We start from the raw sequence: 26,927 nt of genomic DNA, 5'->3' as shown, positions 1-26,927 counted from the left end.
ACTGATGGCTGACGAAAAGAAGAACGAAAAATACGACACGGATGAGACGGGTTCGCGGGGCTCGTCCGCCTCCAGTGGCAGCAAGGCATCCAAGGCGTCCAAGGGTTCAGACGGCTCGAAGGGGTCGAAGGGTTCAGACGGATCCGAGGGCTCGAAGAGCTCTGACGGATCGAAGGGTACAAATGGCACAACGGGCACCTCCGGGGGGAGTGGCGGCTCGATTGGCTTCGATGAATATCTGACCGGTGGTCAGGGTGACGACGAGATCTTCGGGGGACTCGGGAACGACACCATCAAGGGACTAGAGGGCGAAGACATGCTGCAGGGTGGACCTGGTCAAGACGAACTGTTCGGCGGTCCCGGCGATGACACGGTCATCGGTGGGGGCGACAACGATACGATTTTCGGTGGAGCCGGGAATGACGTCATTCAGGGTGACGGCGTCACCGGCGGTGGCGAGATCGAAATCCGCGACTTCATCGTGAATGGCTCGTTCGAGCAGGTAGCCGACGGTTCCGGCGATCCGACCATGGTCTCGACGTTCAACTCCAACCAGGACGACGTTCACGATCGCTCCGAGGTCGGCTTCTACGAGGTTATTCCCGGCTGGGAGACCGACGGAGACAATATCGAGATCCATGGCGACAAGACCGGAATCTCGAACTCTGGCGCAGCGCATGACGGCAACTTCAAGCTGGAGATCGACGGCGGCGGCACCGATCCGTTCTTCAACAACGCGAACATCCGCCAGGACGTCGACGGCTTGCTGGACGGCGAAGACTACGAACTGACCTTCCACCTGCTGAACCGCGAATGCGATCCGGGTGATATCGTGAAGGTCTATTTCGGCGGCGAAGAGGTCGCGGTCATCGAGCAGCTTCACAACACTTACGAAGAATACAACTTCACCGTCGAAGGGGGCCAGGGAGACGGCTCCGACCGGCTGGAATTCAGGATTCACACCTACGACGAACATGCCATCTTCATTGACAGCGTTTCGCTGGTGGGTCCGGCCACCGTCGTGGTTGATGATATCCCCGGCGACGACGTGATCGCAGGCGGCGCGGGCGACGATCTGATCGACGGCGGTGCGGGCAACGACACGATTGACGGTGACGACAATGCGCGTCACGTGCCGGCCGAAGAATTCTGTGCCGAAGCGACCGTGCAGAACTTCAACGACAACGGTGTGACCCTGACGGCGACGGCGCTGGACGGCTCGCCCGCGACGGTTTCGGAAGATGCTGATGGCATTGGCGTCAGCGGCAGTTCGCCCGTGTCCGGTCAGATCAACCACAATGAATCCGGATCGTCCGAGAAGCTGTTGGCCGAATTTGATGCGCCCATCGAAAGCGCCGAGATCACGGTCACCCGGCTGATCCCGAATGAAGCGGGCGGCGAGGTCGGCCAGTGGCGCGCACTTGATGCGAACGGCAACGAGGTCGGCTCCGGCACATTCAATTCCGATATTGTGACCACCGACCATGATCTGGGCAACGTGCCCGGTGTCGGCATCTTCACCATCGAAGGCATCGGTGCCTTCTCCGCGATCGAATTTTCGGCGCTGCCCTACACGAACGGCACGCCGGACGGATCCCCGGATTCCAGCGATTATTATCTCTACAAGATCAAGGGCCAGCCGGTCGCCGACGAGAACTGCGAGCCGGGCCACAACGACACGATCATCGGCGGCGAAGGCGATGACGACATCGCAGCCGGCGGCGGGGACGATGAGGTCTTCGGCGGTCTGGGCAATGACCTGGTTGACGGCGGCTTCGGCAATGACCTGCTGGAAGGTGGCGCGGGCAACGACACGATTTCAGGCGACGGCGGCGTGCAGCCGGGTGTCGTCGAGACGGCCGTGGTTCAGGGTGCGAACGGCACCTATGACGTTGTGGGGCTCGACAGCATCAACGTCACGATGGATTTCCTCGGCGGCGAAGCGAACTTCAACAGCAGCTTCGGCTTCTACCTGGCCGATGCCAACGGCAACCCGATCTCGGGTGAAATCGTCAAGGCCAACGTGAAGACGTCGGATGCCGGTGAAGGCGTCGATGTCATTTCCTTTTCGCTGGACAGCGCCGCCCTCGCGGGCGCGGCTCAACTCGGCTTCTTCCTGGTACCGAACGGCGGCAGCCTGAACCCGGATCTGGTCGACGGCGCCGTCGTGACCTTTGCCGACGACGGCAATGGCGAACTGCAGGCACTGGCGGACGGCAACCCGATCCTGGCGCAGTCGCCCCACGGTCCGGTCTTCTTCTCGGGCCAGGACCTGAATGGCGACGGTGTCGATCACGAGACCGACAATGCCTTCAAGGGGAATTCCAACTGGGAAGATCTGGAAAACGGCGGCGACCATGATTTCGACGACGTCAACTGGCAGATCGACATCACCACGCTGGCACCGAAGACTTTCGACGACACCATCAATGGCGGCGGCGGCGATGACCAGATCGACGGCGAACAGGGCGACGACGAACTGCATGGTGAGGACGGTTGCGACACGGTCCAGGGCGGCGACGGCGACGACATTCTGAGCGGCGGTCGCGGCGCGGATGTGCTGGACGGTGGCGCGGGCAACGATACAGCCGACTATTCCGACGCCCAGGGCACGGTACTGGTCAGCCTGAATGACGGCATCGCCGAAAAGGACGGTGATGGTGGGATCGATGCGCTCTCGAATATCGAGAACCTGCTGGGTTCTGCTCACGCGGATGTCCTGCTGGGCGACGCGAATGCGAATGTCATCAACGGCGGCGACGGCGACGACACGATAGACGGGTTCGGCGGGGCCGATACGCTGAACGGCGGCGGCGGCACCAACACCATCAGCTTCCAGAGCGCTGGCGGCGGGATCGTCGCGGCGCTTCAGAACGACCGTGGTGTGGATGCGGACGGCAACGAAATGTCGCTGGATGGTTTCCAGGCCGTGTTCGGGTCGGACTTCGATGATGAAATCACCGGTAACGAGGCTGACAACACGCTGGTCGGCGGCGGCGGAAACGACGACGTCCGCGGACTCGACGGCAACGATCTGCTGTTCGGCGACGGCACGGCCGCGGGCTATGGCGGCGCAGACACGCTGATCGTCAATGCGCACGGTTCGCCGCTGGACGGTGTCTTCCCCGAGATGCAGGTCTCGGTCGGCGGCGTGGTTGTCGGCACAGCCACCGTTACGCAGTCGCTGACGGCCTACAGCTTCGATGTATCCGGGCTCACCGACGCACAGCGCGCAGGCGAGGTGCGCATCGATTTCCTGAATGATGCATGGGACGGCGTTACCCCGGAGAATTCCTTCGGTCCGGCATATGATGAAGACCGCAACCTGTTCGTCGAATCGATCGAGTTCGGCGGTGCCGTGACCGATGCCTCGGAAGGGGAACTGACCTTCGATCCGGCCCGGTTCCTGGGATACCAGAGCGGTGCCGCGAACTTTGCGGTTCAGGACATCAAGAAGGAAATCAACAACGAGGGCGGCGATCGTCCGAACGGCGGCAACGTCTACAACGGCGCGGTGATTTTCGCCGGGCTGCCGGTGTTCATCGGTGACGGGCTGACCAACGATGATTTCCTGGGCGGCGGTGCGGGCGACGACACCCAGTTCGGCGGCGTCGGAAGCGACACGGTCTTCGGCGGCGACGGCTACGACCTGCTGTTCGGCGGCGCGGACAATGATACGGTCTGCGCGTTCGATGATGACGACACGGTGTTTGGCGGCTGGGGCGACGACTTCGTTGAAGGCAACGCGGGCAATGACACCGTCCACGGCGATCAGGGCAATGACCGCGTCGCGGGCAACGACGGCGAGGATCTGCTGTTCGGCGGCGAAGGCAACGACACCGTCAACGGCGGGGCGGGTGACGACACGGCCTATGGCGGCGTCGGCAACGACTCGATGGAAGGCGGCGAGGGCAATGACCTTGTCGAAGGCGAGGACGGTGACGACAGCCTGCGCGGCAACCAGGGCAACGACTTCATGTTCGGCGGCAACGGCAACGACTCGCTGCTGGGTGAGGACGGTGACGACACCCTGTTCGGCGGTGACGGTCGTGACACGCTGAAGGGCGGCGATGGCAATGACATCGTAGCCGGCGATGACGGCAACGACTTCCTGTCCGGTGACGCGGGCGATGACACGCTGATCGGCGGATCGGGCGTTGATACCCTGCGCGGCGGTGAAGGTTCCGACGCCCTGTTCGGCGGCGAAGACAACGATGTGGTCAAGGGCGATGCCGGCAATGACACGGTCGAAGGCGGCAACGGCAACGACTTTGTCGGTGGCGGTGACGGCGACGACAGTGTCTCGGGCGACGCGGGCAACGACCGCCTGGAAGGCAACGCGGGTAACGACAGCCTCGACGGTGGTGAAGGCAACGACACCATCCGCGGCAACTCGGGCCTCGACACCATTCTCGGCGGTCTTGGCAATGATTTTGTCGAAGGCGGGTCCGACGATGACCGTATCCTCGGCGAAGCGGGCGAAGACACCCTGCGCGGTGACGGCGGCATCGATGAACTGTTCGGCGGCGACGGCGCGGATGTGCTGCGTGGCGGCGATCTGGGCGATGCCCTGTTCGGTGGCCTTGGCAATGACTTTCTCGTCTCGGACGCGGGCGACGACGTCGTCAATGGCGACGAAGGCGATGACAGCCTGCGCGGCGCCGGTGGTGACGACACGCTGAACGGCGGCGACGGTGCAGACAATCTGCGCGGCAATGTCGGCAACGATGTGCTGAACGGCGGCGACGGCGACGATTTCGCCGACGGTGAGGACGGCGATGACGCGGTCTTCGGCGGCCTCGGCAACGATGTGCTGCGCGGCAACGACGGCGCGGACACCATCGAAGGCGGCGCGGGCAACGACCAGTTGCGCGGCGGTCTGGATGCCGACCGGCTGTTCGGTGGTGAAGGCGATGACTTCATCAACGCCGACGGCGGTGCCGACTTTGTCGATGGCGGCGACGGGATCGACGATCTGTTCGGTGCCGGCGGTGACGACACCATTCTGGGCGGTGCAGGCAATGACAAACTGCGCGGTCAGGCCGGTGCCGACGAACTCGATGGCGGCGAAGGCGATGATCTGGTCATCGGTGACGAAGGTAACGACATCCTGCGGGGCGGCGACGGCAACGACGACCTGCGCGGCAATGTCGGCTTCGACACGCTGTTCGGCGGCAATGGCTCCGACACCATGCTGGGCGGGGCCAACCAGAAGGATTTCTACCAGTTCGCACGCCGGACCAATCTGGAAGCCAATGATGATGTCATCATCGACTCGGGCGCGGGCAATGTTCTCGACATCCTGGGTGTCGATGCGATCTCCGAACTGGGTTTTGCGGATCTGGGCGATGGTCTGGTGCAGGTATCCTTCCTGGACGGCAGCGGTTCCATCACCTTCGACAGCAGTGCGGTGACGGAACTGAACCTTCTCGACAGCCTGGGGGCTTCCGTCAGCCAGGGCCTTGGTTTCGCGCAGGATGTTTCGGGTCTCGGTGTGATCGATGACCAGGACAATCTCTTGTTTACGATTTGATGGTTCACTACATACAGTGGTGAGAAATGGAGGTTTTCATGACCGAACAAGCTGAACAGAAGCCCGGCCTCTCGCGCCGTGCGGCACTGACACGGCTCGGTCTTGGGGCGGCTGCAATCTACGCCGTCCCCACGATCACCCGGCTGGACACGGCGAAAGCCGCGTTCCCGTCGCAGTGCCCACCCAATCGTCCCGAATGTGGCGGGCAGCGGCCGAAATAGCCGGCTGACAGAAACATGCGATCAGGGCCTCCGCTTCGTCGGGGGCCCTTTTCGTCTGTGTGGGGCGTGAACGGATCAGGCGCGTTTTTTCAGGTGATAGGTCAGGGCGCTGTGGATAAGCAGTCCGACCTTCTCCGCCTCAGGATCTTCGCCGTCCCTGAAGTGGATCGCGCGATTGCCTTCATAGGTAAAATCATCGGGAAACAGGCTGCGGAAGTCCGGGATGAGCGTGGTCTGGCAATGGGTGAAGATCGCGAAACCGCCCTGTTTCGGCAGCCCAAGGCGAATGGTCGATCCGGATTTCGTCTCCGGCGTCAGATAGGCCGGCTGTCCCCATTTCAGTGTTTCCTGAACTGCACCGACACCTGGCGTGGCCGCAGCCGTCTCGAAGATCAGCGCGCGCAGTTTCAGTAGCCCCGCGCGCGCACTCTCGGGGAACGCGGCGAACCGGCTTTCCACCTCGGCACTGTCAAATGCATATCGAACAGGTTTCATCGGTCTTCTTATCCGTTCACGGCCAGCAGAACGACGGCGCTGACGATCAGGATGACGCCCGCCAGTTCGGATGCAACGATTTTCTCCCGGAAGTAGAACACGCCTGCGATGAAGGTGAAGACCAGTTCGATCTGGCCGAGCGCCCTCACATAGGCCGCGTTCTGAAGGGTGAAGGCCGTGAACCAGCAGACCGAGCAGGCCATGCCGACCACGCCGACGGGCGCGGCCCGCCGCCACTCCTTCACGACGCGGCGCAACTCGTCACGGTCGCGCAGCAGGAACCATGCCCCCATCATGACGGTCTGCATGATCAGGGCGACAGCCAGGGCATAGGATGCGGCCATCAGGAAGTCCGCTGAATCCAGCGCCAGTATGGCACCGCGATAGAACACCGATGAAGCGCCCAGCAGCATGGCGCAGAGCACACCGATGGCTGTGGCCTTCTCGGTCAGTCCGCGTCTCAGGCCGCCGAACGTCAGCTTCGTCTCGGTCAGCGACAGGATGACAGTGCCTGCCGCGCCGAGCACAATGGCCACGACCGCAACGGGGCCAACCGTGTCACCCAGCAGGACCGCGCCCAGGATCGCGACGAGGATGACCTCCAGTTTCGAGAAGGTGGTCCCGACGGCAAAGCTGCGGAACGAAAACATCCATAGAAGGACGACCGTGAACAGGATCTGCGACAGCCCGCCCAGGGCGCAGTACAGAAGGAAGAGGGCATTCGGTTCGGGCAGGGGGTATCCACCAACGGCCGAAAGGCCCCAGGCGTAGAGAACGGCCAGCGGCATGGCGTACAGGAAGCGTGAGTAGGCTGCGCCGGTTGTCGACAGGCGTCCCTTGATGGCCTTCTGCATGGCCGAGCGCAGGTTCTGCAGGAAGGCCGCAGCGATGGTCACAGGTATCCAGAGGCTGATCATGGATGGCTCTCAACGGAATGCAGTCGACCGTCGCGTGATCAGCCGAGAATATGTCAGGTGGCCTGTAAGCCGGGTTCTGTCTTCGCAGGCGACCATAAGGTCGCGCGCGATGGATGACCATTCATCTGGGACGCCGGTTGCCCGGCGCCTCGTGCAATCAACCCGGACAGCGAGGCGGAAACGCCCCTTCTCCGACGAACGAAGATGCCGTCCCTATTCGATCTTGCTCCCGGTGGGGTTTACCATGCCGCCACTGTCGCCAGCGGCGCGGTGCGCTCTTACCGCACCCTTTCACCCTTGCCGTTCCGAGGACCGGCGGTCTGCTCTCTGTGGCACTTTCCCTGGGGTTGCCCCCGCCGGGCGTTACCCGGCACCGTGTTTCCGTGGAGCCCGGACTTTCCTCCACCGGCTCTGACACCGGCAGCGGCCATCCAGCCACCTGACCGGTACGCTGATTAGATGCCAACAGGGTCCAGGTCAAACATGCGATTCCATCTCGCCGGCGATGCGCTGTGCCATCTCGGTCAGCCATGCCTCGAACGCCTTCAGGCGCGGCCAGTCCTCACGGCCGGTCGGGTAGACCAGGTAATAGCCGTTCTCGACCGGCAGGTGGAACGTGAAGGGTTCGATCAGCGTGCCGTTCTCCAGCTCGGTCCGCACCATGTAGGGGTTGACCGGAATGATCCCCAGACCCTGGATCGCGCCCTGAATGGCCAGATTGGTGGTTTCCAGCTTCAGGCCGCGTTCGGGGTCGATGCCGGTTTCATCCACAGCCAGCAGCCAGCGCCGCCATGTGTCGGGTCGGTTGATATCGTGCAGCAACTGATAATGTCTCAGGTCGGCGGGCGTGTTGAGTGGCGGTCCCTTCTTCAGCAGGGCCGGGCTGCAGACGGGTACGATCTCCTCGGTCATCAGCAGGCGCGCCGTCAGGCCCGGCCACGATCCGGAGCCGAAGCGCACTGCGGCGTCGGCCTGGGTCCGGTTGAAGTCGATCATCTCGACATGCGTGGTAATGCGCACCTCGATATCGGGATGGCGGGCCTGAAAGTCGCTGATCTGCGGCAGCAGCCAGCGGATCGCGAAGGTCGGCAGCACGTTGATCGTCAGGCTGCCGAGCTGATCTGCCTGCCGCAGATCCTCGGTTGCCTCGTTCATCCGGTCGAAGGCCTGACGCAGGGCCGGATAGTAACGACCGCCCGCGTCCGTCAGGGTCACCTTCCGGCCGCTGCGTTGAAACAGCTTCACCCCAAGCTGCTCTTCCAGTGACTTGATCTGATGGCTGATCGCCGAAGGCGTGAGGAACAGTTCCTCCGCCGCGCGCGCGAAACTGAGGTGGCGCGCCGCGGCTTCAAAGGCGCGCAGGGCGTTCAGGGGCGGCAAACGTCGCGGCATCTTCGATCCTTTCGCAGGTGCAAAAATTGCTCAATCAATGAATTCAATTCATCAATCTGATGAAAATTCGTCCTTTGTCAAATCGCAGCGCCCCGACCATATTCATTTCCAGAAACACACGGACACCGCTGCCGGCGCTCTGGGGGCGGGTCCACAGAAGGAGAAGATAAATGGATTATCGCTCAATCGAGATCAACGAAATCAATGCCCTGAACCAGACGGTCATTGAGGATCAGGCGCAGGTCGACGCGGCAATGGCCAACATGGATTACTACATCCGCCGCGGCAAGTCCGAACGCGCCAGGGTGACCCTGAACGGTCTCCGGGCGATCAGAAACTCGATCCGGGGTCTGTTTGCCTGATCTGACTTCATCCCAGAACCGTGAGCACTTCGCCGATGCGAGAAATCGTGTCGGCGTCTGCTTTTCCGGTCAGATGGGTCGGCAGGAAGCGGCGCTGGAACGCCGTGATCACCTGGGGCAGGTCGTTGGCGTCTGTTGCGTAGCCGATCCGGGCGAGAGCGGTGCGGGCATCGTCGATCCGCTGCACCGGGCCGCCGGGAAGCGGCCAGGTACCATGTCCCTCCGCCGACAGCCGTTGCCAGGGAAACAATTCTCCCGGATCCTGCTTGCGTGACGGGGCGACGTCCGAATGACCGACGATGCGATGGTCCGGTACGTCGTGACGTGACCGGATCCCGGTCATCAGCGCGGAGAGCGCCCTGATCTGGGCATCCGGGAAGGGGCGATAGCCATGCTCGTGTCCGGGGTTCTGCAGTTCGATCCCGACCGACATCGAATTGATGTCGGTCTCGCCGTGCCAGCAGGCGACCCCAGCATGCCACGCGCGGTCGGCTTCATCGATCATCTGCGTGACGGTTCCCGCCTCATCGATCAGATAATGCGCGGACACCTTGGCGGCGGGATCGCACATGCGCTGCAACGCGGCCCCGGCCGAATGCATGCCGGTGTAATGCAGCACGATCATGCTGACGCCGAACCCGCGCCGGTCATCGAAGTTCGGTGAGGGCTGCTGTCTGATGTTCACCGGACGTCAGTTGATGCCGCGGGATCGCGAAATCTGGTCATAGGCCGCATTGATCTTGGCCAGTTTCTCGTTGGCGACCGCGATGAACTCCTCGGGCATGCCCTGCGCCATGGCACGATCGGGGTGGTTCTTCTTGATCAGTTCCCGGTAGGCGGATTTCACCTCGGCATCCGTCGCCGAGGCCTCGATGCCCAGCACCGCGTAGGGATCGTCCTTGTCCGGTCCGAGGTAGGTGGCATGGAGCCGCCGGTAGTCCTGGTCGCTGATGCCGAAGATATCGGCCACCGATTTCAGGAAGCTGACCTCGTTCGGATGAATGACATTGTCTGCGCGGGCGATGTGCATCAGCCCGGCCATCAGGTCTTCCAGAACTTCCGGATCGTCCTTGAACATGTCCGCGATCTGCCGCGCGTAGGGCTCGAAGCCCGTGGCATCGCGCTTGGCCTGATTGAAGACCCGCGCGACATTCTTCAGTTCGTCTTCGGGAACCTGGAAGACTTCACGGAATGCGGCAATCTCGTCGGATGTGACGACCCCGTCGGCCTTGGCCATCTTGGCGCCCAGCACGATGACGCCGATGGTGAAGGCAATCTGTTTGGTGCCCGCGGGCCGGCCGTCTTCAAGCGCGGGATCGCCGAGTTCGTCATCGCTTTCGCGAACGCGATCGACCGCATGTCCGGCCAGTCCGCCGATCAGGGCACCGATCGGTCCCCCGAAGGCGAACCCGATGCCGCCGCCAATCAATTTGCCCCAGATGCTCATCTAAAACCGTGCCCGCTCGAAGAATTTGCAAAATAGACAAATTCCAGACTGAGCGATAGCGGCGGGTCGTCACGCTCGACAAAGTTTTCAGCTCAGCAGTCCGAGCAGCAGCGGTAGTGTGATCACCGATACGATGACCTGGCTGGTCAGCAGCGCAGCCATCAGCGGCGCATCCCCGCCCAGAGTGCGGGCCATGACGTACGATGATGGTGCCGCAGGCAACGCGAGCCAGAGCACGGCGACCACCAGGGCCGCGTCATCCAGTCCGGTCAGATAGAGCAGTGCGAACCCCAGGGTGGGCTGGACCAGCATCTTCGCCGTGATCCCGACCAGCAGCAGGTCGCGATGCCTGCGCAACGTCTCGAACGCCAGACCGGCACCGACGGCGATCAGCCCCAGGGGCAGGGCAGCCTGACCCAGCAGGTCGACGCCGGTCATCAGCACGGGTTCCGGCTCGACGCCGGACAGGTTGACGACGGCACCGAAGACGCAGGCCAGGATCAGCGGATTCTGCAGCAGGGCACCCACCGTGCGCAGCAGGCCGCCGCCCGGCGTGCCGCGCTGCAGGGTCCAGACGCTGATCACGTTCACGGTCGGCACCATGATGGCGATGCAGATCGCGGCCAGCGTGATGCCGGTCTCCCCGAGGGCCTGCTCGGCAATCGCGACGCCGAGGAATGTGTTGAAGCGAATGCCACCCATCACCAGCGACGAACGGGCGGGACGGGCGGTCTTCATCGCGCGCGCGATCAGAAACAGCAGGAACGTCATCACAAGGACGGTCGCGATCATGCCGCCCGCCATGAAACCCAGACTGACGCCGGCCAGATCCGCGCGGGCGACCGATGCGAACAGCAGGGCGGGGAATAACACCCAGTACACCACCCGGTCCATCGCGGCCCAGCCCTTGGCGTCGAGCAGGGGCAGGTACTTCAGGACACCGCCCAGGGCGATCAGGGCGAAGATCGGCAGCACCGCCTCTCCGATGGCGATCCAGTCATCCATCGTTTCGGTTCCTGCGAATCAACCCGGTCTGCATGCGGGCACCATCGCGCTTTCGATGAAACACGGTCAATACGGGTTTACGTCCGAGATATATTTCAATAAATATTGAAATATGGAAATGAACGCCGCCATCGACGCCTTCAAGGCGCTGGGACATCGCCATCGCCTGATGATCTTCCGGACGCTGCTTCAGGCGGTGCCCGACGGGCTGACGGCGGGCGGCCTGTCGGAACGCATGGGTATCGCGCCTTCCGGCATGTCCTTTCATCTGGCGCACCTGCAGGCGGCGGGTCTGGTGTCGGCTTACCAGAATGGCCGCAACGTGCATTACGTCGTCCAGCCGCCACAGGTTCGCGGTCTGCTGGGATTTCTGGCTGAAGACTGCTGCGGCGGCAGGCCGGAACTCTGCGGGCCCGGATTCGACAATACATCTGATCTGAAGGAGGAAGGCCCGATGACCGAGCGCCCCTACAACGTTCTGTTTCTGTGTACCGGCAATTCGGCGCGCAGCATCATCGCCGAGGCGGTCATGGCGCGCGAAGGGCAGGGCCGGTTCCGCTCGTTCTCGGCCGGCAGCAATCCGGCTGGCACGGTTCACCCCTATGCGCTCGACCTGCTGCGCAACCTGAACCACGATGTTGCCACCTTCCGCTCGAAGAACTGGGACGAATTCGCCGTCGAAGGTGCACCCGAGATGGATTTCGTCTTTACCGTCTGTGACAACGCGGCCAACGAGGTCTGTCCCGTCTGGCCGGGCCAGCCGATAAGCGCCCACTGGGGCGTGCCCGATCCGGCTGCGGTGACAGGCACCGAAGCGGTGAAACGGCAGGCGTTCGCGGATACCTATCGCATGATGCTGAACCGGATCTCGATCTTCGCCAATCTGCCGCTGGAATCGCTGGACAGGCTCGTCCTGCAGAAGCGTCTGGACGATGTCGGCAAAGCCAGGGCGGCAACCTGATGGACGGATCCCGGGGCAGGCGGCTGCTGGCCGAGGGACTGGGAACGGCGCTGCTGCTGGCGACCGTGGTCGGTTCCGGCATCATGGGCGAGACGCTGGCCAGCGGCAATCTGGCCATCGCGCTGCTGGGCAACACCATCGCCACAGGCGCGATACTGGTCGTGCTGATCCTGATCTTCGGCCCGGTTTCCGGCGCGCATTTCAATCCGGCGGTGACATTGATCTTCCTGATCCGGCGTGAACTCCGGCTGCCGGATGCCGCTCTCTACCTGCTGGTCCAGGTGGCCGGCGGCGTGATCGGGGTGCTGGTGGCCCACGGCATGTTCGACGTCGCCCTGACCAGCGAATTCACCCGGCCCCGCACCGGACCTGCGCAGTGGTTCTCGGAAGGCGTGGCGACGTTCGGCCTGCTGCTCACCATCCTGGGCTGCGTGAAACACCGGATCGAGGCCGTGCCCTATGCGGTCGGCCTCTATATCACCGCCGGCTACTGGTTCACCGCATCGACCAGCTTCGCCAATCCGGCGGTGACCGTTGCGCGATCCTTCACCGGCACGTTCGCGGGCATCAATCCCTGGGACGCGCCGGGCTTCATCGCGGCCCAGTTCATCGGGGCCGTGCTGGCCTGGCTGGTGGCGCGGTTCCTGTTTCCGGCGGAACGCTCAGCGGTGTAGGCGGATCGGCATGGTCGTCATGCCGCGCGACACATAGGAATCCGACCAGGCCTGGGTTTCGTTCAGCCGCTCGAAGCCGCTGAAATGTTTCAGCAGGATCGGGAAGGCGACCTGCGCTTCCAGCCGCGCCAGCGGCGCACCGATGCAGAAGTGCACGCCGAACCCGAAGGTCACGTGCCGGTCGGCATTGCTGCGGCGCAGATCAAGCCTGTCGGGGTTCTCGAAGACACTCGGGTCCCGGTTCGCCGCGCAGTTCCACAGCCACAACCGCTGTCCGGCCCTGGCCGTCTGCCCGTGAAGTTCGAAGTCATCGGCCGCAATGCGCGGACTGGTGAGCGACGGGCCGTCGAACCGCAGCAGTTCCTCGACGGCGTTGTCGACGAATTTCCGGTCGTCGCGGTTGGCGCGGAAGTCCTCCATCTGGTCGGGGTGTGCGATCAGGGAATTCAGGCCGTTGGCGAGCAACTGGGTCGTCGTCTCGTGGCCGGCAAACAGCAGCAGGATACAGCTCGCGGTCAGTTCCTCCGCCGTCAGCCTGTCACCTTCATCGGAGGCGCTGATCAGCCCGTCGGTCACAAGCTCGCCCGGGTTCCTGCGCCGCGCCGCCAGAAAGTCGCCGAAGTAGTCGTTCATTTCCCTCAGCGCGCCGGCGGCCACGCGATATTTGTCCTCGTTGGTCTTCGACGTCAGCACGAACTGCGCCAGCGCATCCGACCAGCGCTTCAGATGCTCGACGTCCTGCTGTGGAACACCCAGCAGCAGCGCGATCACGGTCGCGGGCAGCGGATAGGCGAAGGCCTTGTGGAAATCGATCTCCTGGCCGTCCTCCCAGTCCCTGACCAGGTCCTCGACAATACCGGCGACATCCGCGCGCAGCTGTTCGACGCGTCGGGTGGTGAAGGCCTTGTTCATGAGGCCGCGCAGATGCGTATGCCGCGGCGGATCGTTGAAGACCGCCCAGAGGCTGATGTGTTCGCCCAGATAGGCGATCTCGTCACCGTCCTTGCCATGCTTCTGAGCCTCGACGAAGGGCATGATGCGGTCTGCGGACAGCCGCTTGTCGCGGAATGCGGCACGGATATCGTCGTAGCGCGTGATGAACCAGGCCCGGCTGACCGGGTTCCAGTGCATCGGCTCGCGCTCGCGCAGTTCCGCCAGCCCCGGATAGGGGTTCACGATCGTCTCAGGCGCGTTCGGATTGAAAGCTGTTGTCATCTGTCTGGTCTCCTCCCCGATACCGACCTCCGACTCTTAGCCCAGCAACCGCCGCTTGGCGAGCCTGACCGATGGTGGCACTGTCGGCTTTTGAGGGGGGAAGAGAGATGGCGCGAAAGCGGCCGGTGGTCGGGATTGGTTCGGTCATCTTCAAGGGCGACGACGTGCTGATGATCAAGCGCGGCAAGCCGCCGCGCGAGGGACAATGGTCTCTGCCCGGCGGGCATCAGGAGTGGGGCGAGACCACGGCGGAGGGGGCCGCCCGTGAAGTGCGCGAGGAAACCGCGATCGCCTGCCGGATCGAGGAACTGCTGGATGTGGTCGATGGCATCGGGCCGCTGACCGACACGGGCATCGCCTACCACTACACGTTGATCGACTTCTGGGGCGAATGGGTTTCCGGCGACCCGGTGGCAGGCGACGATGCCGCTGCGGCGTGCTGGATGACCGCGTCGGAGATCGATGCGCTGGAGCTCTGGCCCGAGACCCGCCGCGTCATCGATCTCGCGCGGCAACGGCGGGCGCGCAAACGTGACCGCTGATTCGTGTGAATGCGTTGCCCCTGCGTCAGCCGTGGCCTAGAATCGACCGGGAACTGTCGAGAAAGGCGAGTGTTTCCTGATGCGCCTGCTTCTTTCCATTCTGACGATCATCCTGTTCGGTCAGATGGCGTCGGCAAACGCCCAGTCCACCGATCCGGACGCCTCCGCCGTGTTGATCATCGGGGTCGGAACGGCTCACCCTTCGGGCGTCAGCAGCCTGTTCTCGAACGTGCCGGTCATCGAGATGCTGTGGGCACCGATCGACATCCGCCGTGTCGAGGTAGACCGGACGACACCATCGCTGGTTGTGCGTCGCGAATACTGCAATCCGCTGGCGCTGGCCCGCGCCTCCTGCCCGGCGCGGGATCAGCAGATCCAGTACAATGCCTATGAAGTTCCGGCGGGTGTCTATGTGCTGCGTTCGATCACCGTGTCCGACAGCGACCTGATCAGGGGGGATACGGCGACCACCGACTATTTCTATCCGCCGGGTCATCTGATCTTCCACAACACGCTGCCCGCTGCGCTTGAGATGGCAGACGTGCCCAAACTGCTGCTCGCCCCCGGCGGAGTCTATTACGCCGGAAATTTCATCATAGACTACGACGGCAAGGCGCCGCAGATCGACCGGATCAGCCGCGACGACAAGGCGGCCGCCGAGGTCATGAAGGAACAGACCGGTTCCGACGTGCCGCTGATCCATCTCGACCCCTCACGGTCTTCCCTGAAGGGGATCGAATCGTGAGGCGCGCTGTCGGGATCGCCGTTTCGTGCGGGATTTTCCTGATGGCCTGTGTGACACCCCCGGGCACACCTTCCATCAAGGTGAAGAGCATTGGCGAGGAAGGGCCGGGTTTCCTGACCCTTTCGTTCTCGACCGATCAACTGGCACAGACAGAAGCGCAGGAGGTCTTGCTGCTTGCCGCGGCCATCATCACCCGAAGATCGGGCGAGAGCAGGTTCCAGTTCCGGACGGTGACCGCGGAGGGGCTGGTGGATGGCTATTCGGACAGGGTTCGCTATTTCGATATCGATGCTGTCATTCACCCGCTGGGGCCCGGGGCGACCGGCGATCCGGCACGGAAGACCTACAATGCCGGCAATGTCATCGGTTTCTTCGAACCCAAATACCTCCAGTTTCTGCCCCAGCGCCTGAAACCCCTCGCCGCACCCGCCGCGTAGCGGGCTGCCGCGCCCCCGCCCCATGCCGGGCTGTGACTTCGATCACTTGAATGCTGGCCCGCCGGATACCAGATCAGGAGTACACGGCGAGACAATGGAAAGACGCACTTTCTCCCTCCTCGTCAACAGTCTGGACGCCGCCGGATCCCCTCCCTGGCGGCGTCTGCCGTTCCGGACCGCCGCACCAGAAAGCGCGCCGGAACATTGACCTCACCGTCGGCGATGGGCATGTATGGAAGTCGGCATGACACAGGATGTCAGCCGGAACAGGAGGCACCCCAAGTGACGCAGATGATGGCGTTGGCGAAATTCAGCATCGGAGACATTGTCCGGCATCGGCTCTTTCCGTTCCGGGGCGTGATCTATGACGTTGATCCGGAATTCAACAATACCGAAGAATGGTGGCAGTCCATCCCGGCGAACATGCGCCCGCGGAAGGATCAGCCATTCTACCACCTGCTGGCCGAGAATGCCGAGACGACCTACATCGCCTATGTCTCGGAACAGAACCTGCTTTGGGACGAGACCGGCGACCCGGTGGCGCATCCGCAGGTGGATGACTTTTTCTCCACCATTCACAACGGACGCTATGTCCCCAACAGCATGTTGGCCAACTGACCGGATTGACGGTCAGATCACCCGGTTGACGGAGAGTGCCGTCGGGCGGCGATAGGCATTGCGCGCCAGCGTCGCGGCCTGCGTCTGGCCTGAATAGCCATAGCCTTCGGCGGGCCCGTTCTTCTTCTCGGCCTCATTGGCGATGACGTGCATCAACCCTTCCGTGATGGATTTCATGCGGGCGACGCGCCGCGCATGACCGAGCATCGCCGTTTCCAGTTTTTCGCCCGTCCTGATCAGGATTTCGCGCTCGGGTCGGGAGATCTGCATCTTGCCGGTTCGGATCAGGTTGACCGCATTCCGGTGGTTCTCGACCAGCACCTGCTTGCGGTCGCGGGTTTCGGACAGCTTCTCGGGACTGCGTTCATCCAGCAGGCGGTTTTCGGCCTCGATCAGCCCGAGCAGCCGCTCCGCATTCTCCACAATCATCTTCGGGGAACCGGGAGTCGTCATTTTCCGACCTCCTGAAGCCGCAGGATTTCCTTGTAGATGGAATCGGCGATCCCGATTCCGCCCATCTCGGTGATGGCCTCGCCGTATTTCTCGGCAACCATCGACTGATAGGCCTCTTCGCCCTTGCCGCCGCCGAAGGCGCCGTCGGGATCGATGCCCAGGTTCATGTGGTTGAGCATCTGCGACAGGAACACGGCCTCGAAATCCTCCGCTGTTTCGCGTGCACGCCGCTCATTGGCGTTGGAGGGCTTGTCGGGCGCGGCGGGCACCACATTGCGCGGGACATTGGTCAGGGACTGGAAGTCGCTCATCACATCACCTCGATTTCGGCCTGCAGGGCACCGGCGGCCTTGATGGTCTGCAGGATGGAGATCATGTCGCGCGGCCCGACGCCAAGCGCGTTCAGGCCGTCGACCAGTTCCTGCAGGCTCACACCTTCATTGAGTACGGTCAGCTTGCGGTCCTCGCCCTCATCAATCTGGATCGCCGTACGGTCCACCACTTCGGTGTCGCCCTGTGCGGCAAACGCATTCGGCTGGCTGACCTGCGGTGTCTCGGTGACGGTCACCGTCAGGTTGCCCTGCGCGATGGCGATCTCGTCGACCCGCACATCACGCCCCATGACGATCACGCCGGCCTTCTCGTCGATGACGATGCGGGCGATCTGATCGGTCTGGATGGAGACCTGCTCGATCTCGGCCAGCAGGGTGACCATTTCGGTGCGATGCGATTCCGGGATGGCGAGGAGCACGGTCGTCGGATCAATCGCCTTCGAAATGCGCTGGCCCATACGCTCGTTGATGGCCTTCTCGACGCGGAGGGCCGTGGTCAGGTCGGGATTGCGCAGGCTCAGGCGCATCTGGCGCATGCGTTCCAACTCGAACCCCGTCTCGCGCTCGACCGTGGCACCGTTGGAGATGCGGCCGACCGTCGGGATGTTCTTGGTGACGGTCTGCGCGTTGCCGGTCGCACTGAAGCCGCCGACGATGATCGGGCCCTGCGAAACGGCATAGACCTCGCCATCGGCACCGACCAGCGGAGTCACCAGCAGCGTGCCGCCCAGCAGGCTTTCCGCGTCGCCCAGCGAGTTCACCACCACGTCGATCTGCGAACCCTGCCGCGCGAAGGCGGGCAGGTCGGCGGTCACCATCACGGCGGCGACGTTTTCGGTATTGATGTTCTGATCGCGGGTGTTGACGCCCAGGCGTTCCAGCATGGCTTCCAGGCTCTGCTGGGTGAACGGGGAATTGTTCAACGTGTCGCCCGTGCCCTGCAGGCCGACCACCAGACCGTAGCCGACCAGCGGGTTGTCGCGAATGCCTTCGAATTCGATGATGTCCTTCAGACGGACCGTCGCGCCCTGGGCGGCTGTCACCTGCAGCAGGAGCAGGAAGGCGGTCAGCAGCGTTGTGGCGGTACGGAACATGGCAAGGGACCTCAGATGCGGTTTTGGTGTCTGCGATCGTGAAAGCGAAAACCGTGCCGGAATTTATCTCTTTCAGATCAGTATGTTGGCGCGGTTTCGGGAAGCGCCGCTGGGGTCATCCTTGCCGGGTGGTGGGCATTTTCTGCCCATCTGAAAGGCTTTGTTAACGATGCGGTGTCAGGCTGGGCAGCATGAAAATCGAGTCACAGAGACTGAATGCAGCGGCACCGGTGCGCCGTACGACCAAGCGTGACGGTCGCGAAGACTCCGCCTTTGCGCTCGATTCGACGGATGCGGGATCGGAGCCGGCGAGGCTGACCGGACTGTCGGGTGCCTCAGCGATCGGGGCCGTGCTGCTGGCCCAGGAGGAAGACACGCCCGCGCAGCGTCAGCAGCGACGCGTACGGCGGGCGGACGACCTGCTGGACAGGCTTGATGAAATCCGTCTTTCCCTGCTTGCGGGACGGATCGATACGGGAAAGCTGGAAAACCTGAAACGGGCGCTGACCATGCGGCTGGACGGTACCGAACAGCCGGCCCTGCAGGAGACGCTGGACGCCATTGATCTGCGCGTTGCGGTCGAACTGGCGAAATACCACAGCTAGGTCAGTCTTTTAAACCGAGAATTCCTGACTCATCTTCGGAAAATTGGGGCTTGTGAAGCAGCCCCCTTGCTCACTATAACGCGCGGCAAGACGACGCGTTTCATTGAGGGTGACGATGGGTATCCAACTGAGTGACAGCTATCGACCGAGCAACGACGAACCTTTCATGAATCCGGTTCAGAAGGAATATTTTCGTAAGAAACTGCAGCGCTGGCGTGACGAACTCCTGAGAGATTCCCAGGAAACGATCCGTGTGATGCAGTCCGAAACCGAACCGCTCGCCGACCTTGCCGACCGGGCGTCAACCGAATCCGACCGGACGCTGGAACTGCGGACCCGCGATCGCCAGCGCAAGCTGATCTCGAAGATCGACGCTGCCATGAAGCGGATCGACGAGGACACCTACGGCTATTGCGAGGATACCGGCGATCCCATCAGCCTCAGCCGGCTGGAGGCCCGTCCCATTGCAACCCTGTCGCTGGAAGCACAGGAACGCCACGAGCGCCGGGAGAAATCCTACCGCGACGAGTAGTTCCTCCGACCGGATGTTCGGCCTCCGGTTGTATGTGCACGCTTCCCTCCGGCTCAGGATCATGGCAGCCTTGGCAAGGTGAATGGTGTTGGGGGAGAAATGCGTTGATCGTCAGGATTCTGTTGCTGGTCGGTATCTCGTGGTCATTGACCGCGTGTGTCCAGAACGACGAGTTGGCCGGAGAGGGTCGACTGATCCTTACCTCGAAAACCATGCGGCAACTCGGTCCGGATTTTCACTCCGGCCGACTGGCGGGCATGACACTTGCCGTAGATCCCGCCCGTGGTCGCGGGGCGTGGTCGAAGTGTCGGGCGGCACCTCTTGACTGTGCTGGCGGCGAAAGCCCTGGCTCTACAGTCCATCGCTGCAACGCCGGAAAGGGAACCGGCTGCAGGTTGCTGGTCGTCAACGACCGCATTGTCTGGAAAGGGCCGGTTTACCTGCGTCCGTCGAAGAACAGTCAGGCCACCTATTTCAACGGTACATGGCCGGTGACGTTCGAAGATGGCCGCTCCGGCACGCTGGTCGCCGACCGGGGCACATTGCGGATGTCCGTCGCGGGCAGCTTCGAAAACTGCAGTTTCGATATGTCGCCACGTGGCAAGACCGGCGGTAGCTGGGCCATCAAATGTTTCAAGGGCGTCGAAGGCTCGGGCAGCTACGAAGTCCAGTCCGCCATTCGGGAAACCCGGTTCGACGGGACGATTGGTCAGCGTGAAGTAAGTTTCACGACCACCGATGCGACCGCGACGGGCACCTGATCGAAGGACTTCGAGAAACACCATCAAGTTGAACTCTGGAGAAAAGAAAAGGGCCGGCTCCCCCTCGGAACCAGCCCTTTCGTCGTGATTGCCGTCTGTCCGATCAGAAGGGCATCAGCACATCGACGAGCTGCTGGCCGTAGCGGGGCTGCTGGACGTCGGTGAGCTGACCGCGGCCGCCGTAGGAGATGCGCGCCTCGGCGATCTGGCTGTGCTGGATCGTGTTCGTGTTGGTGATGTCCTGCGGACGCACGACGCCCGAGACGCGAAGGTCGCGCAGTTCGAAGTTCACGCGCACTTCCTGACGTCCGGCGATCACCAAATTGCCGTTCGGCAGCGTATCGACGACCAATGCCGCGACCTGCAGGTTGATGGTTTCCTCCCGGTCCACCGTACCCACGCCGTTGTGTGCGCTGGTGTTGCCGACGCTCAGCAGGCTGGCCGGATCGACGGCGTCGGGCAGGAAGTTGGCGAAGTTGCCCTGCAGTCCGAACAGCTGGGTGACGTCGGCGTCTTCGGATGCGGTGCGGTTGCGGGTGGTCGAGTTGTTCAGTTCGGCCTGATCCTGGATCGCCACGATCACGGTCAGTATGTCGCCGACCTGGGCGGCGCGCTGGTCCTTGAAGAAGGCCCGCGCACCGGGGCGCCACAGCGAGTTCGCCTGATGGATCACCGGCTCGGGCCTGGGCATCGGCAGGCTGACAGTGCGGAATTTCTCTTCCGTCCTGGGGTCCTCGATCGGGGCGAGGTCAGGGGCCTTGCCGATGTTGGCGACCCGGTCGACGGCCCCGCATGCCGAAAGCGCGGCGGCCAGAAGGAGGAGGGCGGGAAATCTGCTGTGCTTGATCATGGGTTCGCTGCCTTGTGCAGAAGAGGTGTGAAAGAGCATCGGTTCAGTTGCTCAGGCTGGAAAGCTGCTGGAAGGTCTCGCCGACAATGACCCGGCCCGGCGCGTCGATGCGGCCTTCGACGGTCATGCGGCTGCGCTCGTTGATGACGCGGATGATGGCGTTTCGTCCGCCGTCCTCGATGGCGCGACCCGAGGCCGTCAGGGTCATGCCGCCCGAGCGGAACAGCATGGTGACGATGTCGCCCTTGCCGACCATCACGGGGCGGCGGAGGTCGTTCTGCCGGATCGGGCGGTTCAGGGCGATGTTGCGCTTGGGCGCCATGCCGATCAGTTCACCGATATCCTGGATCGTCTGGCGGCGGACGCGGTCCGCGCGCACGCGCTGCCAGCCGACATGATGCGGTTCGATCTCGGATCCGGCCTTCACCCGCGCGGACAGCACGGGAATCTCGACCATACGCCAGGCGCGACCGGTAACCCGGTGACGCTGGGCTGTGGGATCGTTGGCGGGGGCGGCAACCAGAGCGGTGAAGCGCCCGCTGCGGCTGTCGTAGTCCAGGCTTTCGATCCGGATGGTCGGTTCCTGATCCGAGCCGACATGGATCTCCGCGCGACGTCCGGCGAACTGGATGTCCAGATCCTCGTCCGGTGCGGCGTCGGCCAGGGCCATCTCGATCTCGGACTGCAGGAGGGTGGCGTCGATCACGGTGCTGGCGCGGCGCACGACGATCCGTTTCAGCCCGACCGGCGCGCTCCAGCGGATGCGGTGCCGTGCCGCCAGACGCAGGATGGCGACGGGATTGAGAGCCAGCGCATCGCCGGGACGGGGCGCGCGTGCCACCGAGATCGTTTCGGCGCGCGGGCTGCCTTCCAGAATGTCCGACAGGCGGATCACCTGATCGTCGACCATGATGTCATAGCGGAGCGTCGCGTCCTCGATCGGCCGGGATGCGGCCTGCAGCGCGACCGGAAAGGCCAGCAGCAGGGTCAGGAGAAGGGCAAGACGTTTCATTCCGATCACCTCAGGGTGTTGATCGCCGACATCATTTCGTCTGATGCGGTGATTACCTTGGAGTTCATTTCATAGGCACGCTGGGCCGTGATCAGATGCGTGATCTCCTGCACCGGATTGACGTTGGAGGTTTCCAGAAAGCCCTGCTGGATGGTGCCGAAACCGGCCTGACCGGGAATGCCCACGGTCGATGCGCCCGATGACGGCGTTTCCAGGAACAGGTTGTCGCCGATGGCTTCCAGGCCTGCGTCGTTGAAGAAGGTTGCCAGTTCAAGCTGCCCCAGGTTCTGCAACTGCGTCTGGCCGGAAATCTTGGCGGCGACCTCACCGTTCGCGTTGATCGACAGGTCCAGCGTGTTGTTCGGCACCGCGATGCCGGGGGCCACGATAAAGCCTTCCTGCGTCACGATCTGGCCGTCCGGTGCGATGGAGAAGGTGCCGGCGCGGGTGTAGGCGTCCTCGCCCGTCGGCAGGGTGACCCGGAAGAAGCCGCGGCCGTTGATGGCCAGGTCCAGCGGGTTCTCGGTGATCGCCAGATCGCCCTGCTCGACGATCCGGTAGACCGATCCGGCTTTCACGCCGACGCCGATCTGCACACCCGACGGCACGATGGTGCCTGCATCCGACGAGTTTGAGCCGATCCGCCGGACGTTCTGATAGAGCAGGTCCTGAAAGGCCGCCCGCTGGCGCTTGAAGCCGGTGGTGTTCAGGTTGGCGATGTTGTTCGAGATGACCTCGACATTCAGCTGCTGGGCCAGCATGCCGGTGGAGGCGATGGAAAGACTGCGCATTTTTCTGATACTCCCGCTTACGCGATGGCGCCGAGGCGCTCGATGGCGTCGGTCTGGATTTCACTTTCGGTGCTGATCATCTTCTGCATGGACTCGTAGGCCCGCTGCACATCGATCATGCGTGTCATCTGGACGATGGCCTGGACGTTCGATCCTTCCAGCATGCCCTGGATCACCGAGGGGGCCTCGACCGGGTTGGCGGGCTGATCGGTCTTGAACAGTCCGCCCTCGACACCTTCCAGTGCCTGCTGATTGTCAAAGTTGACGACGGCGATGCGGAACTGTTCGCCCGGACCGGCTGTCACCGTCCCGTCCCGGGCGATCTGGACCGGATTGCCCGGATCGGCGAATTCGATTTCCTTCCCGTCGACGTCCAGAACGGGATCGCCGTCCTGCGTCACCAGCTGTCCATCCTCGTTCAGGCGGAAGTGGCCGTTGCGGGTGTACTGGGGTCCGTCATCGGTCCCGACGGTGAAATACCCCTGTCCGGAGATCGCCAGATCCAGCGGGTTCTCGGTCGGTTTCATCGGGCCGTCGCTGGTGTCGCGGATGCTGCCGTAGCTTTCCACGTACGACATCGAGTCGCCTTCGTCTGTCTTGACCAGAAATTCCCGGAACAGCAGTTCCTGGGATTTGTAGCCCGTCGTGTTGACGTTGGCGATGTTGTTCGCCACCAGATCCATCTGGTTGCGCAGCGCCACCTGCCGGGACAGGCCAATAAGGATCGCGTTCTCGATACCCATGATCACCTCGAATTCGTCGAGCGGTTTGCTTGGGATGGGGATACGCATCCGGCGTGCCAGATGTAACTAATTGAAAAATATGAAATAAATTTCGATACAAACGTTCTCTGCCGATCAGGAACTGCCTGCAGGGTCCGTTACTGGGCATTTTCTGCCGGGCGAGGGGGCTGTCGGAACGCTTTATTAACCGAAACCTTCGATGCTGCCGCTCAACCCGTTCCGGCGATCCAAGGTGCAACAGTCATGGCCGAAGAAGAAACAGTACCCGAGGCTGAAGGTGAAGCGACCGAGCAGCCAAAGAAGAAACTCAGCGGCAAGGTTCTCGTGCTGTTTGTCGCCCTGCCGCTGCTGCTGATCGGCGGCGGCGGCGCGGCCTTCTTCATGATGTCCGGCGGCGGAGACGGATCGGCCCAGGCCGCCGCGGCAGCTTCCGATGATCACGGAAAAGACTCCGGTGACGGTGACAGTCACGCATCTGAGAAGAAGGCGGACGATGACGGTCATGGTGGCGGCAAGGATGACGGTCATGGCGGCGGTGGAGGCGATCACGGTGGCGGCGATCCGGCGCTGGTCGGCACCGTCAAGTACGCGGGCTCGGACCTCATCTTCTTCGAGCTGCCTGACATGCTGGTGAACTTGAACACGTCCGGCAGCCAGCCGCGCTTTCTCAAGATCAAGGTGGCGCTGGAGTTCGGCGACGAGGAGATCGTGGGCAAGGTCCGCCGGATCATGCCCCGGATCATCGACCACTTTCAGGTCTATCTGCGCGAGCTGCGGCGCGAGGACCTGCGTGGCTCGGCCGGCATGTACCGCCTGAAGGAAGAGCTGATGATCCGTGTGAACCAGTCCGTGCAGCCCTCGCGAATCCGCGACGTGTTGTTCAAGGAAATGCTGGTCCAGTGATGCGCCGCGATTTTGAAGTGAGGACCCGCTCATGAGCGATTCGGTCGATCAGGAGAAGCTTGCCGAGGAGTGGTCCGACGCGAACGAGGCCGATGCCGCCAAGAAGGGTGCCGGCGACGAGGACATGACCGAGGCCTGGGACCAGCTGACCGGCGAATCCGGCGGTGGCCAGACCAATCGCATCCTGAATCAGGACGAAATCGACAATCTCCTCGGCTTTGACGCCAGCGAGGAAGAAGACGCCGACCGGTCAGGCATCAAGGCCATCATCAACTCGGCGCTGGTCAACTATGAACGTCTGCCGATGCTGGAAGTCGTCTTCGACCGGCTGGTCCGGATGATGACGACGTCGCTGCGCAACTTCACCTCGGATAATGTCGAGGTGACGCTGGACAACATCACCTCGATACGGTTCGGCGACTATCTGAACTCGATCCCGCTGCCCGCGATCCTGTCGGTATTCCGTGCCGTCGAATGGGACAATTTCGGCCTCATCACGGTGGATTCGTCGCTGATCTATTCGATCGTGGATGTCCTGCTGGGCGGGCGCCGTGGCACGGCGGCCATGCGGATCGAGGGCCGCCCGTACACCACCATCGAACGCAATCTCGTCGAGCGCATGGTCGCCGTCGTGCTGGCCGACATGGCCGCCGCGTTCGAGCCGCTTTCGCCGGTCTCCTTCAACTTCGACCGTGTCGAGACCAACCCGCGTTTTGCCACGATCGCCCGGCCTGCAAATGCCGCCATCCTGATCAAGCTGCGGATCGATATGGAAGATCGCGGCGGGCGGCTGGATGTGCTGCTGCCCTATGCGACGCTGGAACCGATCCGGGAACTGCTGCTGCAGATGTTCATGGGCGAGAAATTCGGCCGTGACTCGATCTGGGAAAACCATCTGGCAACGGAACTGTGGCAGACCGACGTCGATCTGGTGGCGGTGCTGGACGAACAGACCATGCCGCTCAGCAAGGTCATGCAGATGCAGGAGGGCGAGACCCTGCTGCTGAACGCATCGCCCGAGAGCACGATCGAACTGAACTGTGGCGGCATTCCGATGGGCTCGGGGCGCATGGGCCGGCGCGGACAGAACATCGCGGTGCGGATCGACAAGACCTACCGCAAGCTGGGGAGTAGCTGATGGACATGCGCGTTGATCTGTTGCTCGACATCCTGCTGGCCGGACTGCTGCTGGCGACGCTGGTCTATTGTTTCGTGCTGAACCGGCGTCTGTCGCGACTGCGCAATGCCAAGGGCGACATGGCCGAGATGGTACGGTCGTTCCATCAGGCGACCGAAGCCGCACGCGGCAGCGTTGCCGAACTGAAACAGGCGTCCGACGCCATCGGCCGCGACCTTCAGGAACAGCTTTCCCGCAGCCGCGAGATGCTGGAAGAACTGGATCTGGTGACCAGCAGCGCCAGCCGCGTTGCCGACCGGATCGAGAAGGGCGTCGAGCACGCACGCCCCGTACAGGACCAACGGTCGGCAGCGGCCCCAGAGACACAGACGGAAGGCCGTTCGCATGCCGAACGCGACCTGCTTCAGGCCCTGAGAAAGGTGCGTTGAGTTGAAGATTTTCCAGATACGGCTGCTGCCGGTAACCCTGCTTGCCCTGGTGATGGTTCTTGGCGTGCGGGTCTCCAGTCTGACGACAATTTTTGAACAGGACGGTCCGGGACTTGTCGCCGTGCCGCAGGCGTTCGCCGCCGCCGAAACCGAACCGGATGAAGCCGACGCGCGCGCTGAAGCAGATGGCACCGAGGTGGAGAAGCTTGCCGCGGCAGAGAAAACGGAGGCCGTGACCGGGACTCTGGCCGGTCGCGATCCCACGACCTTCTCGCCTTCCGAGATTGCGTTGCTGGAGAATCTGGCGCGACGCCGCGACGAAATCGAGAAACGTGCGAGCGCCCTCGACGTCCGCGAGAACCTGCTGGCAGCGACGGAAAGCCGGATCGACGAAAAGATCGATACGCTGAAGGCTCTGGAGCAGCGCATCGACACGCTGGTCGAGCAGCATGACGAGGCCGAGGAAAAGCGGATGGCCCGGCTGGTCACCGTCTACGAGAAGATGAAGGCCAAGGACGCCGCCCGGATCTTTGAGGAGATCGAGCTGGATATCCTGCTGGACGTGACCGCGCGCATGAAGGAATCCAAGGTCGCCGAGGTGCTGGCCGAAATGAGCCCGCAGCGCGCGCAGGAGCTCACGATCGCCCTGGCGACCCGCGACGATCTGGAAAGCCGCATCAAACCCTAGGGCAGTTCCGTCTTCTTCGATCAGATGCCGGGA

30 protein-coding genes and 1 other RNA gene are annotated in these 26,927 nt (G+C 62.9%); 16 read left to right on the top strand and 15 right to left on the bottom strand.

The annotated features are described in order from the left end of the window. Positions 1–4: 4 nt before the first annotated feature. A complete protein-coding gene (locus ACN0X7_RS10840; protein WP_417517035.1) occupies positions 5–5,533 on the top strand; it encodes a calcium-binding protein in 5,529 nt (1,842 codons plus the stop codon). 38 nt (positions 5,534–5,571) lie between these two features. Then, on the top strand, positions 5,572–5,754 hold the full coding sequence (locus tag ACN0X7_RS10835) for a hypothetical protein (protein ID WP_417517033.1): 183 nt from the start codon (positions 5,572–5,574) through the stop codon (positions 5,752–5,754). 75 nt (positions 5,755–5,829) lie between these two features. Here the strand turns inward: ACN0X7_RS10835 and ACN0X7_RS10830 are convergent, their stop codons facing one another. The 4 genes from ACN0X7_RS10830 to ACN0X7_RS10815 all read right to left on the bottom strand — a co-directional run bounded on the left by ACN0X7_RS10830 (position 5,830) and on the right by ACN0X7_RS10815 (position 8,558). Beyond that, the gene (locus ACN0X7_RS10830; RefSeq protein ID WP_417517031.1) at positions 5,830–6,249 is read right to left on the bottom strand and encodes a DUF1801 domain-containing protein; all 420 of its coding nucleotides are present in this window, start codon (positions 6,247–6,249) and stop codon (positions 5,830–5,832) included. A gap of 8 nt (positions 6,250–6,257) precedes the next feature. Next, a complete protein-coding gene (locus ACN0X7_RS10825; protein WP_417517029.1) occupies positions 6,258–7,166 on the bottom strand; it encodes an EamA family transporter in 909 nt (302 codons plus the stop codon). Positions 7,167–7,215: 49 nt separating this feature from the next. Continuing rightward, an RNA gene (gene rnpB, locus ACN0X7_RS10820) (RNase P RNA component class A) lies at positions 7,216–7,609 on the bottom strand. A 34-nt stretch (positions 7,610–7,643) separates the two neighbouring features. Next, positions 7,644–8,558, bottom strand: coding sequence for a transcriptional regulator GcvA (locus ACN0X7_RS10815; RefSeq protein WP_417517027.1), 915 nt, complete (start codon positions 8,556–8,558; stop codon positions 7,644–7,646). A 170-nt stretch (positions 8,559–8,728) separates the two neighbouring features. Here ACN0X7_RS10815 and ACN0X7_RS10810 point away from each other — a divergent pair, with 170 nt between their 5' ends. Next, complete coding sequence (locus tag ACN0X7_RS10810) at positions 8,729–8,920, top strand: hypothetical protein (protein WP_417517025.1); 192 nt, start codon at positions 8,729–8,731, stop codon at positions 8,918–8,920. A 7-nt stretch (positions 8,921–8,927) separates the two neighbouring features. Here ACN0X7_RS10810 and ACN0X7_RS10805 read toward each other — a convergent pair whose 3' ends face one another. The 3 genes from ACN0X7_RS10805 to ACN0X7_RS10795 all read right to left on the bottom strand — a co-directional run bounded on the left by ACN0X7_RS10805 (position 8,928) and on the right by ACN0X7_RS10795 (position 11,372). Continuing rightward, positions 8,928–9,605 (bottom strand): N-acetylmuramoyl-L-alanine amidase, encoded by a 678-nt coding sequence (locus ACN0X7_RS10805; protein WP_417517023.1) that lies wholly within the window; start codon positions 9,603–9,605, stop codon positions 8,928–8,930. A 6-nt stretch (positions 9,606–9,611) separates the two neighbouring features. Next, complete coding sequence (locus ACN0X7_RS10800) at positions 9,612–10,367, bottom strand: TerB family tellurite resistance protein (RefSeq protein WP_417517021.1); 756 nt, start codon at positions 10,365–10,367, stop codon at positions 9,612–9,614. A gap of 87 nt (positions 10,368–10,454) precedes the next feature. Continuing rightward, positions 10,455–11,372, bottom strand: coding sequence for an AEC family transporter (locus tag ACN0X7_RS10795; protein WP_417517019.1), 918 nt, complete (start codon positions 11,370–11,372; stop codon positions 10,455–10,457). 118 nt (positions 11,373–11,490) lie between these two features. On the opposite strand from ACN0X7_RS10795, the gene ACN0X7_RS10790 reads away from it, so the two are divergent. Continuing rightward, positions 11,491–12,333: a metalloregulator ArsR/SmtB family transcription factor gene (locus ACN0X7_RS10790; RefSeq protein ID WP_417517017.1), complete on the top strand. Its 843-nt coding sequence runs from the start codon at positions 11,491–11,493 to the stop codon at positions 12,331–12,333. Continuing rightward, positions 12,333–13,007 carry an aquaporin gene (locus ACN0X7_RS10785; RefSeq protein ID WP_417517015.1) on the top strand — a complete coding sequence of 225 codons (675 nt, stop codon included), beginning with the start codon at positions 12,333–12,335 and terminating at the stop codon, positions 13,005–13,007. The genes ACN0X7_RS10790 and ACN0X7_RS10785 overlap by 1 nt, the downstream gene beginning before the upstream one ends. Here ACN0X7_RS10785 and ACN0X7_RS10780 read toward each other — a convergent pair. Beyond that, positions 12,996–14,222 (bottom strand): cytochrome P450, encoded by a 1,227-nt coding sequence (locus tag ACN0X7_RS10780; protein WP_417517013.1) that lies wholly within the window; start codon positions 14,220–14,222, stop codon positions 12,996–12,998. The genes ACN0X7_RS10785 and ACN0X7_RS10780 overlap by 12 nt on opposite strands. A gap of 107 nt (positions 14,223–14,329) precedes the next feature. Here ACN0X7_RS10780 and ACN0X7_RS10775 point away from each other — a divergent pair, with 107 nt between their 5' ends. The 4 genes from ACN0X7_RS10775 (at position 14,330) to hspQ (ending at position 16,564) form a co-directional block, all read left to right on the top strand. Further along, entirely contained in the window at positions 14,330–14,764 is a 435-nt protein-coding gene (locus ACN0X7_RS10775) for an NUDIX hydrolase (RefSeq protein WP_417517011.1), read from the top strand. 79 nt (positions 14,765–14,843) lie between these two features. Continuing rightward, the gene (locus tag ACN0X7_RS10770) at positions 14,844–15,509 is read left to right on the top strand and encodes a hypothetical protein (protein WP_417517009.1); all 666 of its coding nucleotides are present in this window, start codon (positions 14,844–14,846) and stop codon (positions 15,507–15,509) included. Then, positions 15,506–15,946, top strand: a complete 441-nt coding sequence (locus tag ACN0X7_RS10765) for a hypothetical protein (RefSeq protein WP_417517007.1) — start codon at positions 15,506–15,508, stop codon at positions 15,944–15,946. The genes ACN0X7_RS10770 and ACN0X7_RS10765 overlap by 4 nt, the downstream gene beginning before the upstream one ends. A gap of 294 nt (positions 15,947–16,240) precedes the next feature. Then, entirely contained in the window at positions 16,241–16,564 is a 324-nt protein-coding gene (gene hspQ, locus ACN0X7_RS10760) for a heat shock protein HspQ (RefSeq protein WP_417517214.1), read from the top strand. 12 nt (positions 16,565–16,576) lie between these two features. Here the strand turns inward: hspQ and ACN0X7_RS10755 are convergent, their stop codons facing one another. The 3 genes from ACN0X7_RS10755 to ACN0X7_RS10745 are packed head-to-tail and all read right to left on the bottom strand — an operon-like array spanning position 16,577 to position 18,443. Further along, positions 16,577–17,017 carry a hypothetical protein gene (locus tag ACN0X7_RS10755; protein WP_417517005.1) on the bottom strand — a complete coding sequence of 147 codons (441 nt, stop codon included), beginning with the start codon at positions 17,015–17,017 and terminating at the stop codon, positions 16,577–16,579. Next, positions 17,014–17,328: a rod-binding protein gene (locus ACN0X7_RS10750; protein ID WP_417517003.1), complete on the bottom strand. Its 315-nt coding sequence runs from the start codon at positions 17,326–17,328 to the stop codon at positions 17,014–17,016. Before ACN0X7_RS10750 ends, ACN0X7_RS10755 begins: the two co-directional genes overlap by 4 nt. Next, positions 17,328–18,443, bottom strand: coding sequence for a flagellar basal body P-ring protein FlgI (locus ACN0X7_RS10745; RefSeq protein ID WP_417517001.1), 1,116 nt, complete (start codon positions 18,441–18,443; stop codon positions 17,328–17,330). Before ACN0X7_RS10745 ends, ACN0X7_RS10750 begins: the two co-directional genes overlap by 1 nt. 191 nt (positions 18,444–18,634) lie before the next feature. On the opposite strand from ACN0X7_RS10745, the gene ACN0X7_RS10740 reads away from it, so the two are divergent. From ACN0X7_RS10740 to ACN0X7_RS10730, 3 genes are all read left to right on the top strand, one after another. After that, on the top strand, positions 18,635–19,048 hold the full coding sequence (locus ACN0X7_RS10740) for a flagellar assembly protein FliX (RefSeq protein ID WP_417516999.1): 414 nt from the start codon (positions 18,635–18,637) through the stop codon (positions 19,046–19,048). Between the two features lie 115 nt (positions 19,049–19,163). Continuing rightward, positions 19,164–19,580, top strand: a complete 417-nt coding sequence (gene dksA / locus ACN0X7_RS10735; protein WP_417516997.1) for an RNA polymerase-binding protein DksA — start codon at positions 19,164–19,166, stop codon at positions 19,578–19,580. Between the two features lie 104 nt (positions 19,581–19,684). Further along, positions 19,685–20,341, top strand: a complete 657-nt coding sequence (locus ACN0X7_RS10730) for a hypothetical protein (protein ID WP_417516995.1) — start codon at positions 19,685–19,687, stop codon at positions 20,339–20,341. Positions 20,342–20,444: 103 nt separating this feature from the next. On the opposite strand, the gene flgH is transcribed toward ACN0X7_RS10730, so the two are convergent. The 4 genes from flgH to flgF are packed head-to-tail and all read right to left on the bottom strand — an operon-like array spanning position 20,445 to position 23,785. Continuing rightward, positions 20,445–21,191 (bottom strand): flagellar basal body L-ring protein FlgH, encoded by a 747-nt coding sequence (gene flgH / locus ACN0X7_RS10725; RefSeq protein ID WP_417516993.1) that lies wholly within the window; start codon positions 21,189–21,191, stop codon positions 20,445–20,447. 43 nt (positions 21,192–21,234) lie between these two features. Then, on the bottom strand, positions 21,235–22,203 hold the full coding sequence (flgA, locus tag ACN0X7_RS10720; protein WP_417516991.1) for a flagellar basal body P-ring formation chaperone FlgA: 969 nt from the start codon (positions 22,201–22,203) through the stop codon (positions 21,235–21,237). Positions 22,204–22,208: 5 nt separating this feature from the next. Next, positions 22,209–22,994 (bottom strand): flagellar basal-body rod protein FlgG, encoded by a 786-nt coding sequence (flgG, locus tag ACN0X7_RS10715; protein WP_417516989.1) that lies wholly within the window; start codon positions 22,992–22,994, stop codon positions 22,209–22,211. Positions 22,995–23,011: 17 nt separating this feature from the next. Continuing rightward, positions 23,012–23,785: a flagellar basal-body rod protein FlgF gene (gene flgF, locus ACN0X7_RS10710; protein WP_417516987.1), complete on the bottom strand. Its 774-nt coding sequence runs from the start codon at positions 23,783–23,785 to the stop codon at positions 23,012–23,014. Between the two features lie 195 nt (positions 23,786–23,980). Between flgF and ACN0X7_RS10705 the strand changes: the two genes are divergently transcribed. Genes ACN0X7_RS10705 through ACN0X7_RS10690 form a run of 4 tightly spaced genes read left to right on the top strand, consistent with a single transcriptional unit; the run spans position 23,981 to position 26,894 of the window. Continuing rightward, a complete protein-coding gene (locus ACN0X7_RS10705) occupies positions 23,981–24,640 on the top strand; it encodes a flagellar basal body-associated FliL family protein (RefSeq protein WP_417516985.1) in 660 nt (219 codons plus the stop codon). 31 nt (positions 24,641–24,671) lie between these two features. Beyond that, the gene (fliM, locus tag ACN0X7_RS10700) at positions 24,672–25,778 is read left to right on the top strand and encodes a flagellar motor switch protein FliM (protein WP_417516983.1); all 1,107 of its coding nucleotides are present in this window, start codon (positions 24,672–24,674) and stop codon (positions 25,776–25,778) included. Beyond that, positions 25,778–26,206, top strand: coding sequence for a DUF6468 domain-containing protein (locus tag ACN0X7_RS10695; protein ID WP_417516981.1), 429 nt, complete (start codon positions 25,778–25,780; stop codon positions 26,204–26,206). Before fliM ends, ACN0X7_RS10695 begins: the two co-directional genes overlap by 1 nt. Position 26,207: 1 nt before the next feature. Next, on the top strand, positions 26,208–26,894 hold the full coding sequence (locus ACN0X7_RS10690) for a MotE family protein (protein ID WP_417516979.1): 687 nt from the start codon (positions 26,208–26,210) through the stop codon (positions 26,892–26,894). Positions 26,895–26,927: the final 33 nt, after the last annotated feature.

Source organism: Minwuia sp. (genome assembly GCF_048263705.1).
Taxonomy (GTDB): domain Bacteria; phylum Pseudomonadota; class Alphaproteobacteria; order Minwuiales; family Minwuiaceae; genus Minwuia.
The sequence above is the reverse complement of the archived record's forward strand: the minus strand, read 5'-3'. Positions and strand labels throughout refer to the sequence as shown.

What these genes read in the sequence shown, in the direction of transcription:
- ACN0X7_RS10840 (WP_417517035.1), top strand. Translation starts at nt 5, where the DNA reads ATGGCTGACGAAAAGAAGAACGAAAAATACGACACGGATGAGACGGGT.
- ACN0X7_RS10835 (WP_417517033.1), top strand. Translation starts at nt 5,572, where the DNA reads ATGACCGAACAAGCTGAACAGAAGCCCGGCCTCTCGCGCCGTGCGGCA.
- ACN0X7_RS10830 (WP_417517031.1), bottom strand. Translation starts at nt 6,249, where the DNA reads ATGAAACCTGTTCGATATGCATTTGACAGTGCCGAGGTGGAAAGCCGG.
- ACN0X7_RS10825 (WP_417517029.1), bottom strand. Translation starts at nt 7,166, where the DNA reads ATGATCAGCCTCTGGATACCTGTGACCATCGCTGCGGCCTTCCTGCAG.
- ACN0X7_RS10815 (WP_417517027.1), bottom strand. Translation starts at nt 8,558, where the DNA reads ATGCCGCGACGTTTGCCGCCCCTGAACGCCCTGCGCGCCTTTGAAGCC.
- ACN0X7_RS10810 (WP_417517025.1), top strand. Translation starts at nt 8,729, where the DNA reads ATGGATTATCGCTCAATCGAGATCAACGAAATCAATGCCCTGAACCAG.
- ACN0X7_RS10800 (WP_417517021.1), bottom strand. Translation starts at nt 10,367, where the DNA reads ATGAGCATCTGGGGCAAATTGATTGGCGGCGGCATCGGGTTCGCCTTC.
- ACN0X7_RS10795 (WP_417517019.1), bottom strand. Translation starts at nt 11,372, where the DNA reads ATGGATGACTGGATCGCCATCGGAGAGGCGGTGCTGCCGATCTTCGCC.
- ACN0X7_RS10790 (WP_417517017.1), top strand. Translation starts at nt 11,491, where the DNA reads ATGAACGCCGCCATCGACGCCTTCAAGGCGCTGGGACATCGCCATCGC.
- ACN0X7_RS10785 (WP_417517015.1), top strand. Translation starts at nt 12,333, where the DNA reads ATGGACGGATCCCGGGGCAGGCGGCTGCTGGCCGAGGGACTGGGAACG.
- ACN0X7_RS10780 (WP_417517013.1), bottom strand. Translation starts at nt 14,222, where the DNA reads ATGACAACAGCTTTCAATCCGAACGCGCCTGAGACGATCGTGAACCCC.
- ACN0X7_RS10775 (WP_417517011.1), top strand. Translation starts at nt 14,330, where the DNA reads ATGGCGCGAAAGCGGCCGGTGGTCGGGATTGGTTCGGTCATCTTCAAG.
- ACN0X7_RS10770 (WP_417517009.1), top strand. Translation starts at nt 14,844, where the DNA reads ATGCGCCTGCTTCTTTCCATTCTGACGATCATCCTGTTCGGTCAGATG.
- hspQ (WP_417517214.1), top strand. Translation starts at nt 16,241, where the DNA reads ATGGCGTTGGCGAAATTCAGCATCGGAGACATTGTCCGGCATCGGCTC.
- ACN0X7_RS10755 (WP_417517005.1), bottom strand. Translation starts at nt 17,017, where the DNA reads ATGACGACTCCCGGTTCCCCGAAGATGATTGTGGAGAATGCGGAGCGG.
- ACN0X7_RS10750 (WP_417517003.1), bottom strand. Translation starts at nt 17,328, where the DNA reads ATGAGCGACTTCCAGTCCCTGACCAATGTCCCGCGCAATGTGGTGCCC.
- ACN0X7_RS10745 (WP_417517001.1), bottom strand. Translation starts at nt 18,443, where the DNA reads ATGTTCCGTACCGCCACAACGCTGCTGACCGCCTTCCTGCTCCTGCTG.
- ACN0X7_RS10740 (WP_417516999.1), top strand. Translation starts at nt 18,635, where the DNA reads ATGAAAATCGAGTCACAGAGACTGAATGCAGCGGCACCGGTGCGCCGT.
- dksA (WP_417516997.1), top strand. Translation starts at nt 19,164, where the DNA reads ATGGGTATCCAACTGAGTGACAGCTATCGACCGAGCAACGACGAACCT.
- flgH (WP_417516993.1), bottom strand. Translation starts at nt 21,191, where the DNA reads ATGATCAAGCACAGCAGATTTCCCGCCCTCCTCCTTCTGGCCGCCGCG.
- flgA (WP_417516991.1), bottom strand. Translation starts at nt 22,203, where the DNA reads ATGAAACGTCTTGCCCTTCTCCTGACCCTGCTGCTGGCCTTTCCGGTC.
- flgG (WP_417516989.1), bottom strand. Translation starts at nt 22,994, where the DNA reads ATGCGCAGTCTTTCCATCGCCTCCACCGGCATGCTGGCCCAGCAGCTG.
- flgF (WP_417516987.1), bottom strand. Translation starts at nt 23,785, where the DNA reads ATGCGTATCCCCATCCCAAGCAAACCGCTCGACGAATTCGAGGTGATC.
- ACN0X7_RS10705 (WP_417516985.1), top strand. Translation starts at nt 23,981, where the DNA reads ATGGCCGAAGAAGAAACAGTACCCGAGGCTGAAGGTGAAGCGACCGAG.
- fliM (WP_417516983.1), top strand. Translation starts at nt 24,672, where the DNA reads ATGAGCGATTCGGTCGATCAGGAGAAGCTTGCCGAGGAGTGGTCCGAC.
- ACN0X7_RS10695 (WP_417516981.1), top strand. Translation starts at nt 25,778, where the DNA reads ATGGACATGCGCGTTGATCTGTTGCTCGACATCCTGCTGGCCGGACTG.